Below are 14,855 nucleotides of genomic sequence, written 5' to 3' on the forward strand. Positions count from 1 at the left end.
TCTCCCTTTTGTTCAATTAACAATTATAATGCACAGTTCACAATTGCAAACTTCTAATTGTCAATTGTTAATTGTTTTATAATGTCTGCTACAATTTCTCTTTCATCAAAATGTATTGTTCTGTCTTTTAAGATCTGATAATCTTCATGCCCCTTACCTGCAATGACTATAACATCACCTTCTTTTGCTATTTTCATAGCCTTTTTTATAGCTTCTCTTCTATTTTCAATAACTATATAATCTTGTTTTTCTATTCCAGAAACTACTTCATCTATTATTTCCATAGGATTTTCTGTTCTTGGATTATCAGATGTGATTACGGCAAAATCAGATAAGTCTGTTCCTATTTTACCCATTATAGGTCTCTTGGTATTATCTCTATCTCCTCCACATCCAAATACTGCAATTAACTTGCCATTTGTAAATTCTCTAACACTTTTCAATATATTTTCGAGTCCGTCCGGGGTATGTGCATAATCTACTATAACTTCATAACCCAGATTATATCCATCTGTTACCAGTTCACATCTACCTGGTACAGCCTTTAATTTTTCAAGCCCAGATTTTACAACATCAAGTTTTATTCCTTCATTTACACAAGCACCTATACTTCCAAGTGCATTCAGCACATTATATTTTCCTGGTATATTTAAATTTATATGCTTTTTTTCACTTTTATATGTTACATCAAATTCTACTCCCCTGGAATGCATATTTATATTGTCAGCTTTTACATCTGCTGGTTTTTCAATAGCATATGTTACCTTATTTCCAATAGCATCTTTATATACCCTTGCTCCATATTTGTCATCTATATTTATTATTGAGTTAAGCGTATTTTTAAATAGTATAAGTTTTGCTTGATAATAGTTTTCAAATGTTTTATGAAAATCAAGATGGTCCCGCGTTAGATTTGTAAATATTGCCTGACAAAATTCCACTGAATATACCCGGTTTAAATAAAGCGAATGAGAAGATGCTTCCATAACACAATATTCAACTTTTTCGTCCACCATTTCTTTAAATAATCTTTGAAGTTCCAATGACTCTGGTGTAGTTCTTTCAGAATGCAATTTTTTATTTCCTATATAATTTGCTATTGTACCGACTAATCCAACTTTATACCCTGCAGATTCCAGAATGGATTTTATCATAAATGTAGAAGTTGTTTTACCGTTGGTTCCAGTTATTCCTATAACTTTCATCTTGCTGGAAGGATTTCCATAATAATTTGATGCCACTTTTGCAAGTGTTTTTCTGCCATCCTCCACTTTTATAGTAGTGCACCCTGGTAATGATCCTATATTTTCACTGTATATTATTACTGATGCACCATTTTTAAATGCATTATCTATATAATTATGTCCATCAGTTTTATATCCTTTAATACATATAAATACATCTCCACTTTTAACCTTTCTTGAATCATATTGAATCTCATTTATATCCACTACATCTGATCCACTTGTTATCTCATAATCCATACCACAAAGTATATCTTTCAGTTTCATATCAACACCCCTATCTAAAACATTATTAAACATAGTAATTATACACATATATAGTTCCAAAAGGAATATATTTTTGAATTTTTAATCATACAAACACAGCATTGGCATGCAATTCACACTTTTTAGTGTAATTGCATGCCATAATTTAATCTCCAACAAGTTCAGTACTAATATTTATAGTTGTTCCCTTTTCAACCTCCTTGCCTGGTTCTACATCTTGATCAGACACCATTCCATTTCCATGGACATTAGCTTTTAATCCCAGGCTATTAAATACACTTATTACATTTTCAGGGCTCATACCATTTACATCTGGTACTGTTACTACCTTGTTGTACTCCTGACTTTGTGATGTATGAAGAACAACTTTGCTTCCCTCTTTAACAGTATAGCCAGGTTTAGGATTCATATCTACCACATACTCGCCATTATTATCAGATTCTGGCACTAAGTTCATCTCTTTAAGTTTATTTTCAACATCAGATACTTTCATTCCTCTAACATCAGGAACTACTACATTTTTAAGCATGCTTCTGGCAATTTCCTCAGAACTTCCATCACTTTTCATTCCAAGATAATTGAATATATCCAAAAATAATTGTCTAGCTGCAGGAGCTGCGGTCTGAGCTGCATAGTAATTTGAGGAATCCGGTTCATCAATAGATAAAAGCAGCGTTATTTTAGGATTGTTGGCTGGAGCCATTCCTGCAAAAGAAGATACATATTTTCCTGCCTGATATCCACCTACACCAGCTTTTTGTGCAGTTCCAGTCTTACCTGCTATATGATATCCATCTATAAAAGCATTCTTGCCTCCACCTTCTGAAACTACTCTTTCAAGATATGTTCTAAGCTGTGCTGCCTTACTGGAATCTATAAGCTTCTTCTTATTTTTTTCATTTAAATTATATTTTTCATCAACTACTTCTTCATTTTTGCTTTCATTATAGTGATCTATCTCTTTCATGACATGAGGCGTTATAAAATATCCTCCATTAGCTACTGTATTAAAAGCTTTTAAATACTGCATCATATTAACCGTATTTGCCTGTCCAAAAGAAATGGTAGCCAAATCTATGTCACTTATATCCTTGGTCTTTTTTATAATACCCTTTGCCTCTCCTGGAAGGTCTATTCCCGTTTTTTGTCCAAAACCAAATTTTTGTATATATTGATTCAATTTTTCTTTTCCTATCATCTTTCCAAGTTGAGCAAATCCTACATTACATGAATTCTTTAATATATCGGGAAATTTCTGTACTCCATGTCCTCCTGACTTCCAACAATGTATGGTCTTGTTTCCTATAATTATACTTCCATTACAGGAAAAACTATCTTTATTTACATCTACAGAATTAGTTTCAAGCGCGGTATCTGCTGTTACGACCTTAAATATGGAACCCGGCTCAAAAGTATCACTTACGGCCCTGTTTCTCCAACTCTTCTGAAGTTCGTCATAGGTCTTTCCCTTTACCCATGGATCATTTGGATTGTAGTCTGGTTTGTTTACCATAGCCAATACTTCTCCATTATTTGGATCCATAACCACTATACTTACAGCTTTTGCTTTATTGTCCTTTAAAGCCTGATCTGCTGCTTTCTCAGCAAAATGCTGAATCATGCTGTCAATTGTAAGTTCAACATCTTTCCCATCTACTGGTTTTGTGAATTCAGATATAGTATATGGAAGATCCTTGCTCTTGCTGTCAGTTTCGGTAATTCTTCTTCCTGGAGTTCCCGAAAGCTGTTTATTATAATAAAGTTCTACTCCTGTAAGTCCCTTTCCATCTGAATTAGTATGTCCAAGCACATGTGCCAAGAAATTATTATTGGGATAATATCTTTTTGTATCTGCCGAAACAAGTACTCCATTTAAATTCAAACTTCTTACTTTATCTGCTTCAGGTTTTTCTATCCTTCTCTTAAGTGTGGCAGATCCCAGTGGAAGTCCTCCTGGAAGTCTCTTTCCAAGAGTTTTTAGCACCTCGCTTTTATCCATAGAAAGAGCAGAAGAGATCATTGTTGCTACCTGATCCTTGGAAAGTTTTTTTTCTTTCATGGTGTCTCTTAAAGTATTCATATCCAAATCTACCCTATATACATTTGCACTTATAGCCATTTCATTCCCATTTCTATCTAGGATTCTGCCTCTTTTAGCATCAATTTTAACATCACTTGTCCATTGTGCCACTGCCATGGCTTTTAGCTTGGGAGATTTGTAGACCATAACATATAGCATTCTGCTAATTAGTACAAAAAAAGTTATAAACAGAAAACTAAAAACAATTATCATTCTTTTTCTAGTTATAACTCTATCTCTGTATTCCCTTTTAGGCAATTATACTACCTCCATTTAAATTGCTTTACCTTATCCATGATACTATTAATTTTCTTTTTATCTTTTGAGGTATCTTCTTTTATAATTGTCTTATTTAGATCTGCATATACAGCTGAACTTTTTTGAGGTTGTATCATACGGAGTTTATTTATTGCCGTATCCTCTATGTACCCAAGATTATTGTATTTAACCAGTTCTACTGTTAGATTTTCATTTTGTTTATTTATTTTATCCACCCTACTCTGAGTAGAATTCAACTGCATCTGCATGTTGTATATAATAGAGTATCTAGCTATTAATACAACTCCAATTACAAAAACTATTCCTATATTTCTCATAACTTTAATCTTGTGTTTAGTTTGTTTCTTTCTATTGTTCCTCTTGATTTTAACTTTTTTTACAGTAGGTTTATATGGCTCATATTCCGGCTGTATTGCATTGTTTCCATTTATAATTTTATCCTCATTCACCACTATCAATTTATTCACCCCATTCAAATTTTAGAACTAAATTTTCTCTGCTACTCTGAGCTTAGCACTTCTACTTCTAGAATTTTTTTCTCTCTCATCCTCTGTAGGAATTATAGGTTTTCTAGTTATAATCTTTATTACAGGAACCTTTCCACATACACATATAGGAAAATCCGGTGGACAGGTACATGGATTCTGCAGTTCTTTAAACTTCACCTTTATTTTTCTGTCTTCCAGTGAATGAAATGTTATAATTGCTAATCTTCCGCCTGACTTAATATGTTTTACACTGTCCTCCACTGCCCTGTCCAATATACTGAGTTCTCTATTTACTTCTATCCTTATTGCCTGGAAAGTTCTTTTAGCTGGATGTCCATCATTTTGAAATCGCATTGGAACAGCTTTTTTTATAATGTCTACTAGCTGAAAAGTAGTTTCAATAGGTGCTTTTTCTCTTGATTCTACTATAAATTTTGCTATTCTACGTGAAAATCTATCTTCACCATAGTTCTTTATAATTTTAAATATCTCATCTAAACTATATTTATTTACTACATCATAGGCCGTTAAGCTTTGATCTGTATCCATTCTCATATCCAAAGAAGCATTTCTCATATAACTAAATCCTCTTTCTATATTATCCAGTTGATAAGAAGAAACTCCCAAATCCATAAGTACGCCATCTACATTTTCAATATCCAGTTCATCCAGTATCTTATCTATATTATAAAAATTATCATGTACATAAGTTACATTCTTATATTGTTCAAGTCTTTTTGAGGCTGCATTAAGTGCATCTTTATCCTGGTCTATTCCTATGAGCCTTCCTTTTTGTCCAAGTCTTTTCAATATTTCACTAGAATGTCCCCCTCCTCCTAAAGTACAATCTACATATATTCCATCTTCTTTTATATCAAGTGCACTTATAGTTTCCTCTAAAAGTACAGGTTTATGATTGAATTCCATAAAATAAATCCTCCAATTTTGTTATATTCCAAGGTCACTCATTTTCTCTGCTATATTGTCAAAATCTATATTTGAATTATTGTATTCTATCCAATTTTCCTTGCTCCATATTTCAATTCTATTGGATACTCCTATACTTACTACATCTTTTTTTATTATTGCATATTCCAAAAGAGACTGTGGTATAAGAGCTCTTCCCTGTTTATCAGTATTTAACTCATTGGCTCCTGAGAAAAAGAATCTTACAAAAGCCCTGGCACTCTTATTTGTAAGCGGAAGCTTTTCCATTTTCTTCTCCAATATGTGCCACTGTTCTTTAGTATATACGTAAAGGCATTTATCTAAACCCTTTGTAAGTATAAAATTACTTCCAAGACTTTCTCTGAATTTAGAGGGTATAATTATTCTATTTTTACTATCCAGGGAATGCTCATATTCACCTATAAACATAATTACACCCTTTTCCTATATATTCACTCCACTTGTCACCACTTTAAACCACTATTTTTATTTATTCTATATATACATAAAAATTCCTGCATGTTTTATGTATATTTAATATATTTTTAAAAGAGATTAAACTTAATCTAGTTATTATTCAATTTATTGAAATGATGTCTGTTGTAGAGTATAATTTAAAATGAATTTTATACTAGATATATAAGGAAAGGAATGTACATAGATGAAACTTGGAATCGTGGGTTTGCCTAATGTTGGCAAAAGCACTCTATTTAATGCTATAACAAAGGCAGGAGCTGAATCTGCTAATTACCCTTTTTGTACTATAGAACCCAATATAGGCGTAGTAAGTGTTCCAGACAACAGAATTGATGTGCTTGAAAAAATGTATAAATCTGAAAAAAAAGTCTATACAGCTATAGAATTTTATGACATAGCCGGTTTAGTAAAAGGTGCCAGTAAAGGTGAAGGACTTGGAAATAAATTTTTATCTCATATAAGAGAAGTTGAATCCATAGTCCACGTAGTAAGATGCTTTGAAGATGAAAATATAGTCCATGTTGATGGTTCTATAGATCCTCTTCGTGATATTGAAACCATAAATTTGGAATTAGTATTTTCAGATATGGAAGTAATAGATAGAAAACTAGAAAAAATAGTAAAACTAGCTAAAAGTGGTGCTGACAAAGATGCAAAAGCTGAATACGAATTGATGTTAAAGATAAAAAAACATTTGGAAGATGGTAAACCTGTAAGAACTCTGGATCTTACAGAAGATGAATCCGAAAAAGTCAAAGGTTATTTTCTGCTTACAACTAAACCAGTATTATATGTAGCAAATATTTCAGAAGATGACTTGATTTCAAATAATACAAATAATAAATTTGTGCAAAAAGTAAAAGATTATGCAACTACTGAAAATGCAGAAGTTATAACAATCTCTGCAAAAATTGAGGAAGAACTTTCCACTTTAGATGAAGATGAAAAACCTGAAATGTTGAAGGAATACGGTTTAAGTGAAGCGGGTCTTGATAAATTAATAAAAGCAAGCTATAAACTCTTGGGCCTAATGAGTTTCTTGACAGCCGGAGTTAAAGAAGTAAGAGCATGGACAATAGTAAATGGAACAAAGGCTTCTCAAGCAGCTGGTAAAATACATTCAGATATTGAGAAGGGCTTCATAAGAGCAGAAATCATATCCTATGACAAATTAGTCGAGTGCGGCTCTGAAGCTGCTGCCAAAGAAAAAGGATATTATAGACTAGAAGGAAAAGATTATGTAATGCAAGATGGAGATGTAGTCAATTTTAGATTCAATGTATAATTGATTATTGATTATATACAATATAGAAACAGGTCTATTTATACAAAAACCTGTTTCTAAAAATATAATTACTATTTATGTCTGTTTTTTTCCTGTCTTACATAGTATTTCCTGCATTCTTTTTTAATTGTGGAAATCACATCCGAATAATTTAAATTTTCATCCCCCATTAAAATATCTACGGCATCTTCTACTGTTTCCATTGAATATATGTGAAAATTTCCATTTTTTATTTCTTGCTCCACTTCATTTTTCAATGCAATTCCTTTTACATTTGATGCCGGAACAAGTACTCCCTTACCCTTAGTTTCCCCCAATATCTTGCAAGTATTGAAAAAGCCTTCAATCTTTTCATTTACTCCTCCTATTGGCTGAACTCTTCCAAATTGATTAATTGAACCCGTAACCGCTATATTTTGTTTTATTCCTATTTTGGAAAATGATGATATAATTGATACTACTTCTGCTACAGAAGCACTGTCTCCATCTACAGGTCCATAAACTTGTTCAAAATTCAAATGAAAATTCACAGGAAGTTTGTCATATCCACCAATTATATTATTATTTATATATCCTCTTATTATATTTATCGCTTTATTATGAATTTTTCCAGATAAACTGCTTTCCCTTTGAACATCAACTATATTACCTTCCCCTTTCATACATGAACAAGTTATCCTTACAGGTCTTCCAAAACTAAAATATCCTGTACTTAAAATTGAAAGTCCATTTATCTGACCTATACTTTTTCCGTCAATATCTATAAATATCTGTTCTTCCCTAAAGCTGTCATCTATCTGCTTTTCTAACATTTCTCTCGTATATACAGCATTCTCTATATCCTGTATATCTATATAATTTCTTTTTGCTTCCCTTGCACTGCTGTCGGAAAGTGTTAGTATTCTTTCGATTTCATAGTCATCTATAAAAATCTTTTCTTTATTTTCCGTTTTTCTGGATAAAATTTTTGCAATTTCCTTTATGCCATCATCTGTAACCGGCTTAAAACAATTTTTCTTGCATGTATATATTATCTTTGCTAAAAATGACTTCTTTACAATTTTATTCATGTCAAGTATAGAACTGTACTGTGATCTTATTTTAAATATTTTTTTGAAATCTGTATCATAATTATATAATAAATCATAAGTACTATAATCTCCTATAAGTATTACCTTTTCTTTAAACTTAACAGGCTCAGGACTTAAACCACTTAAAGATAAAACTTCAAGATATCCAGTTTTATAATCCAATTTTACTTTTTCACTTATAAGGGATTTTTTCAAATAATAATAGGCATTTGGATTATTCAAGAGACTATTTGCTCTAAGTATAAGGCATCCTCCATTTGCTTTTAAAATAGACCCTGCTTTTATAAGACTTATATCCGTTATATAATTTCCATCTTTATTTCTATATTCTATATTGCCTATTAAATTAGCAGCACTCGGATCCTCTTCAAATATTACAGGTGGATATTTTCTTCCAGAGTTATCAACAATCACATTAACAGAATATTTAAATATTATCTGTTTTATAGTATTTTCATCATTCTTATATTCTATTGAATATATATCTTTTATTCTTTTTTCTATAGTACTGCATATATAATTTAAAAATTTCAATACATTTTCGTTTTCAGAAAATACATCCAAATAATTGTCTTTAATATCTACGGTTTTACTACTATAGTAATGATCCATAAGTATTTTTATTTTTTCAGTTCCGTTTATTTCTATATCTTTTAACTTATCAAGTATTTCTTGAGAAGAATTTTTAAGCAAAGCAACCTTATTTATTATATTTTCTTTTTCATTAAAATTTAATAAATTATATTCTTTTTCATTCATCATATTTCCATCTTCTTTAAGAGGAATAAATACAAAACCATCATCTACAGATTTTAAAGTAAAATTATCTTTTTTGGCTATATCCATCATTTTCTCTATTAAATCATTTTTCTTATTGCGAATATTCTCTATGATAAATTCCTTTTCTTGATCTGATCCATTGTAAAATTCATAAGTTATTCTAAAATACAGTTTTTGGATCTCTTCTACAAAATATTTCAATTTTGCACCATATCCTGATTTTAAAACTATCACTTCGGGAGATTTGATATCTTTATATATAACATAACATATATCATATATTTCTCTGTTTTTAATGATTTTGTCTATATATTTAGCTATATCTTCAAGCTTGTTTTTGGAAAAATCTTCTACAATATATAAATTATAACCTTGTTTATCTATACTAAAAGCTGTATTTATTTTTCTATATATATCCTCATATTCAGGCTTATACTGAGATTCATCTTTTAAATCTATATCTCTTACATTAAAATCATATATAATTTCCTCCGGCGCTACTTCTCTCTTCACCAAAATCCCTCCTTAGCTATTAATTAGCCATACAATATTAACCGTTTAATATAATAGTATTCTTAAACAGTATATTTAGGAACAAATTTGTTGAAACTATAGTTTGTTTAACAATACATGTATTTTAAAAAAATATATACTATGATATAATGAGTTATAATTATCAATATGTTAATATTTTAAAATATAAGACGTAAAATAAAATAAGTGACAAAGGAGTTAATATAAAAATGAGTTTAAAAGAAAAAATCTCACAATATTATGCTAAATCCTATTTTAAAAAATATGGAGATAGATTAACACAGATTCAAGGTACTATAGTATCTGTTAAAATAACAACAAAAACCATATTGTGGATATTCAATACATTAAAGGTAACCCTTCTCGTAAGACCAGAGAGAAGCAAAAACATAACCCACTGTAGTTATATAAAGAAGAAGTGGTTTAAAAAACCTGAGTTTATTCCCATTAAGCAGGGTAATTTTGTATTGGTTCAGGGATTAAAAGGAAAAGCGGGTAAGGGAAATAGAGAACAAATTCAACTTATAAATATTAGAAATATGACTACTAAAAAAGACCTTGTTCCCATAGAGGGAAAAATACCAAAAGTACAGAGAAGAGTACAAAGATTCAAGTAAAGAGGATTAGAATTCTAATCCTCTTTACTTCATATTTATTTTATTTGAAATACAAATATAGACTATTTATAAGTGCAATTATACCTGAAAAGAAGATTACTATACCCCACTGTATTAAACTCATTGCAGAAGTATGAAATACATTTTGAAGAAATGGAATATAAAATATTGCCAAAATCATACATATGGAAGCTGCTATAGCACCTAAAAGATATTTATTGCTAAACAGATTTATTTGAAATATGGAATGATTTTCCGATCTACACTCAAAAACATGTATAAGCTGCGACATTACTAGCGTTGCAAGTGCCATAGTCCTTGCAGTTTTAAGTCCAAATCCCAGGTACTGGGCTACTACAAAAGAAAGTATAGTACACGTTCCTATGAGAGCTCCTCTTACAAGTATTTTTTCTGTTAATCCTCTTGCAAATATGCTTTCATTTTTAACTCTAGGCCTTTCTGACATTATATCACCTTCAGGAGGATCTACTCCAAGTGCTATAGCTGGAAGTCCGTCAGTAGCTAGATTTACCATCAATATCTGTATAGGGAGAAGTGGTATGGCCAGATTAAAAGCCGATGCTAAAAACATAGTTAAAACTTCCCCTAAATTACATGACAAAAGATATCTTATGAATTTTCTTATATTGTCATATATAACTCTACCTTCTTCAACTGCTGACACTATAGTTGTAAAATTATCATCTAAAAGTACCATGGAGGCTGCTTCTTTAGTAACATCTGTTCCTGAAATACCCATGCATATACCTATATCCGCTTCTTTTACAGCTGGAGCATCATTTACTCCATCACCGGTCATGGCAACTACTTTGTTTTTAGATTTAAATGCTCTTACTATTCTAAGTTTGTGTTTAGGTGTAACTCTTGCAAATATAACTTTTTTATCCACTACTTTTTCCAGTTGTTTATCTGTTAACTTATCCAATTCATCTCCTGTTATAACCTGATCCTGTGTCTTACTTATACCAAGATCATGCCCTATAGCAAATGCAGTGTTTTTATGATCTCCAGTTATCATGACAGGTTTTATACCAGCCATTTTACATTTTAAAACAGCATCTTTTACTTCTTTTCTTGGAGGATCAATAATACCTGCAATTCCTACAAAAATCAAATTATCCTCAAGAGATTTTCCTCTTGTCAAATTCTTTTCTTTATAAGCACCTGCTATACATCTAAGTGCATTAAGTGACATATTTTCAATTGCCTTTACTATATTATTTCTCTCATTTGAAGTTAAAATTCTTACATTTCCTTTATCTAATACATATTTGCACTTTCTTACAAGTTTCTCTGGTGCACCTTTTACATAACCTATCTCCTTTGAACCTTCTTTTACTATAACTGACATCATCTTTCTATCAGAATCAAATGGTATATCATATATTCTTCTAGCTCTACCTAAAAAATTTTTTAGAGTCTTTCCGTCTCTGAAATAAGCTTTAATAAGTGCAGTCTCTGTAGGATCGCCAATTAAACTTTCTGAAATATTCTTTTTATCTGTATCAACATTACAATCATTACAATATGTAAATATTTTTTCGAGCATTATATTCTCAGGAACTGACTCTCTATCTAGACTATAAGTTCTTCTGTTAAAATACATTGCTTTTACAGTCATCCTGTTTTCAGTAAGCGTACCTGTTTTATCACTGCAAATTATAGAAGTGCATCCAAGCGTTTCTACTGCAGGTAATTTTCTTATTAGAGCATTTCTCTTTAACATTCTTGATACTCCAAGGGCCAAAGCAACTGTTACTATAGCTGTAAGACTTTCTGGAATAGCTGCAACTGCCAGACTTACACCGAGCAAAAACATCTCATACTTATTTTCACCTCTCATTATTCCGGCAATAGTAACTACAGCACAAACAATCAAACATAATACAACTAATATTTTACCTAAATTATTTAATTTTTCTTTAAGTGGTGAAGTATCCTTTTCTATATTCTGAAGCATACCCGCTATTTTTCCCATTTCAGTTTCCATACCAGTTCCAGTAACTTTTGCCTTTGCATTACCTGTCAATACTATAGTACCCATATAAATGGAATTTTCCTTTTTCTGAATACTTTTGCTTACACCTGCAGATTCACCTGTCAAAAGAGATTCATCTATCATAAAATTACTTGATTCTGTTATCATACAATCTGCAGGTATCTTGTCTCCACTTTCAATAACTATAAGATCTCCTACTACCAGTTCCTGTGCATTTACAATTTTTAATTTTCCATTTCTTATAACTTTTGAAGTAGGAGATGCCATATTTTTTAAAGCTTCCAGTGATTTCTCTGTCTTGAATTCTTGAATAAATCCAAGTACAGAATTCATAATTATAATTATAATTATAGTTACAGCATCTGCCTTTTCCCCCATAAAACCTGATATTATAGTAGCTCCTATTAAAACCCATGTTATAAAATCATTGAACTGTGATAAAAATATTGTCAATGGTGATATTTTTTTCTTTTTTTCAAGCAAGTTTGGACCATATTTCTTTATTCTTCTATCCGCCTCATCCTGGGTTAAACCACTTTGAACTTCCCTTTCATTAATCACTTTTAATCCCTCCATGCGCTATCTGTTTATTTACATTAATGTATATGCACAGGTACACATACATTATTACTTTTGAGATTAGATTTAATAGTACATTTTTTTAGTAAATTCTTTGATAAAACGCCATTATCATATATAATATATATGACAATCTAAATTATTAATTTCAATTGTCAATTGAATAAACTGGGAGGAAAAAATACAAATGAATGATATAGTATACATAACAGGGCATAAGAATCCAGATACAGATTCAATATGTTCTTCCATATCTTATGCTGAATTAAAAAATAAGCTGGGAATAAAAGCCGTTCCCATAAGGCTCGGAGAATTAAGCAGGGAAACTCAATTCGCATTGGATTATTTCGGGGTTAAACCTCAAAAATTAATTGATACAGTAAAAACTCAAATAGCAGATTTGGACTTTGATAAAATAAAGCCAATTTCTCCTAAGACTTCCCTGAAATCGGCTTGGGCAATAATAAGTAATGGTAAAGTAAAAACTCTTTCCGTTGTAGATTCTGATGACAAATTAATTGGAATTGCATCTCAATCCAATATAACTACATCTTACATGGACGTGTGGGATAGCAATGTAATTCAAAAAAGCGGCACAACTCTTGAAAACATACTTGACACCCTATCTGCCAAATGTATTTATCAGCATAATAATACAGATGAATTTAAAGGGAAAGTAATAGTTGCAGCCATGCAGCCAAACAGTATTGATCAAGTTATTGAGAAAAATGACATAGTAATATGTGGAGATAGAGTAGATGCCCAAAATGTAATTTTAGATTCCAAAGCATCTCTCATGATAATTGCTGGGAATCATGAAGTTTCAGATGAAATAATAGAAAAGGCGAAAAAAGTTGAATGTTCTATTATAATAACTCCTTATGACACCTTCACTACTGCCAGATTGATTCCTCAAAGTATTCCAATAAGTTATGTAATGAAAAAAGAAGACATTGTATCTTTTACAATACATGATCTTGTAGATGATGTGAAAGAAGTTATGCTGGATACAAGATACAGAAGCTATCCTGTAGTAGATGATAATAACAAAGTTGTAGGAAGTATATCAAGATATCATTTAATATCCAAAAATAAGAAGAAGATAATACTGGTAGATCATAATGAAAGATCCCAGGCTGTTGATGGAATTGAAGATGCTGAAATACTTGAAATACTTGATCACCATAGAATAGCTGATATCCAAACAGGTTCCCCTATTTATTTTAGAAATGAACCTGTAGGTTGTACTGCTACAATAATAGGATCCATATTTGCTGAAAATGGATTAACTCCATCTAAAGAAACAGCTGGTCTTCTATGTTCAGCCATAATTTCAGACACACTTCTCTTTAGGTCACCTACATCAACTGAAAGAGATAAGGCAATGGTTAATAAATTAGCTCCTATAGCCGGCATAGATCCTGAAAAATTTGCAAAAGAAATGTTTAAGGCAGCTTCATCACTGGATGGGAAAACTGCAAAACAACTCTTAAATCAAGATTTTAAAATATTCAATCTTGGCGGTGTAAAAGTAGGAGTTGCACAAATTTCAACTGTAGATCCAGATAGTTTTAATCCTCTTAGAAAAGATATTATGGATATCATGAATTCAATGTGTAAAAATGACGGATTTGGACTTATGGTATTTATGCTTACCAATATATTGGAAAGTGGTTCAGAGCTAATCAGTATAGGATCATATAGTAATATACTATCCAATACATTCAATGTAACATTAAAAGACAACAGTGCCTATGTTCCTGGTGTTCTATCTAGAAAGAAACAGATAATTCCACCTCTTACAAATGCAATGGTTAAAAACAGTTAATATAAAAGCCCGAGATATACATATGTACATCTCGGGCTTTATTTAATCTACTACATCACTTATGTCTACAGTCCTCATTTTAAGATTTTGGAACTCATGATTTTCATCTTCATCTTCATAGTAATCAAATGGCTCATATGTTGATTCATAATTTGGCTGCTGCATATTGTAATTCATTGAATTATACATCATATATGGATTAACAGGATACATGGTCATAGGTGGATACATAGGTGGAACAGCATACATGTTATAATAATAAGGTTCATAATTATCATACATATCCTCTGTATAATCCCCATACCCCATATTTGGATATCTGTACATACAAAATTCCT

The 14,855-nt window shown here is 31.1% G+C and carries 11 protein-coding genes; 3 read left to right on the forward strand and 8 right to left on the reverse strand.

Annotated features, from left to right (window positions below; all coding sequences use genetic code 11):
• Positions 1-53: 53 nt before the first annotated feature.
• The 5 genes from KM800_RS07160 to mraZ form a co-directional block, all read right to left on the reverse strand.
• Positions 54-1,511, reverse strand: coding sequence for a UDP-N-acetylmuramoyl-L-alanyl-D-glutamate--2,6-diaminopimelate ligase (locus KM800_RS07160; RefSeq protein WP_217812481.1), 1,458 nt, complete (start codon positions 1,509-1,511; stop codon positions 54-56).
• Between the two features lie 145 nt (positions 1,512-1,656).
• Positions 1,657-3,849, reverse strand: a complete 2,193-nt coding sequence (locus KM800_RS07165; protein WP_217812482.1) for a stage V sporulation protein D — start codon at positions 3,847-3,849, stop codon at positions 1,657-1,659.
• A gap of 5 nt (positions 3,850-3,854) precedes the next feature.
• Positions 3,855-4,322 (reverse strand): hypothetical protein, encoded by a 468-nt coding sequence (locus KM800_RS07170; RefSeq protein ID WP_330655556.1) that lies wholly within the window; start codon positions 4,320-4,322, stop codon positions 3,855-3,857.
• Positions 4,323-4,355: 33 nt separating this feature from the next.
• Entirely contained in the window at positions 4,356-5,285 is a 930-nt protein-coding gene (gene rsmH / locus KM800_RS07175) for a 16S rRNA (cytosine(1402)-N(4))-methyltransferase RsmH (protein ID WP_217812484.1), read from the reverse strand.
• 21 nt (positions 5,286-5,306) lie between these two features.
• A complete protein-coding gene (gene mraZ / locus KM800_RS07180; protein ID WP_017750808.1) occupies positions 5,307-5,735 on the reverse strand; it encodes a division/cell wall cluster transcriptional repressor MraZ in 429 nt (142 codons plus the stop codon).
• A gap of 232 nt (positions 5,736-5,967) precedes the next feature.
• Between mraZ and ychF the strand changes: the two genes are divergently transcribed.
• Positions 5,968-7,068, forward strand: a complete 1,101-nt coding sequence (gene ychF / locus KM800_RS07185; protein ID WP_217812485.1) for a redox-regulated ATPase YchF — start codon at positions 5,968-5,970, stop codon at positions 7,066-7,068.
• A 71-nt stretch (positions 7,069-7,139) separates the two neighbouring features.
• On the opposite strand, the gene KM800_RS07190 is transcribed toward ychF, so the two are convergent.
• Positions 7,140-9,452, reverse strand: a complete 2,313-nt coding sequence (locus KM800_RS07190) for an AAA family ATPase (protein WP_217812486.1) — start codon at positions 9,450-9,452, stop codon at positions 7,140-7,142.
• A gap of 230 nt (positions 9,453-9,682) precedes the next feature.
• Here KM800_RS07190 and KM800_RS07195 point away from each other — a divergent pair, with 230 nt between their 5' ends.
• A complete protein-coding gene (locus tag KM800_RS07195; protein ID WP_217812487.1) occupies positions 9,683-10,090 on the forward strand; it encodes a hypothetical protein in 408 nt (135 codons plus the stop codon).
• Positions 10,091-10,130: 40 nt separating this feature from the next.
• On the opposite strand, the gene KM800_RS07200 is transcribed toward KM800_RS07195, so the two are convergent.
• Complete coding sequence (locus tag KM800_RS07200) at positions 10,131-12,668, reverse strand: calcium-translocating P-type ATPase, PMCA-type (protein WP_217812527.1); 2,538 nt, start codon at positions 12,666-12,668, stop codon at positions 10,131-10,133.
• Positions 12,669-12,876: 208 nt separating this feature from the next.
• Here KM800_RS07200 and KM800_RS07205 point away from each other — a divergent pair, with 208 nt between their 5' ends.
• Positions 12,877-14,517, forward strand: a complete 1,641-nt coding sequence (locus KM800_RS07205) for a putative manganese-dependent inorganic diphosphatase (protein ID WP_217812488.1) — start codon at positions 12,877-12,879, stop codon at positions 14,515-14,517.
• Positions 14,518-14,559: 42 nt separating this feature from the next.
• Here the strand turns inward: KM800_RS07205 and KM800_RS07210 are convergent, their stop codons facing one another.
• A complete protein-coding gene (locus tag KM800_RS07210; RefSeq protein WP_217812489.1) occupies positions 14,560-14,844 on the reverse strand; it encodes a hypothetical protein in 285 nt (94 codons plus the stop codon).
• Between the last annotated feature and the right edge of the window lie 11 nt (positions 14,845-14,855).

The sequence above is a fragment of the Clostridium tyrobutyricum genome (genome assembly GCF_019144085.1).
GTDB classification, from domain to species: domain Bacteria; phylum Bacillota; class Clostridia; order Clostridiales; family Clostridiaceae; genus Clostridium_B; species Clostridium_B tyrobutyricum_A.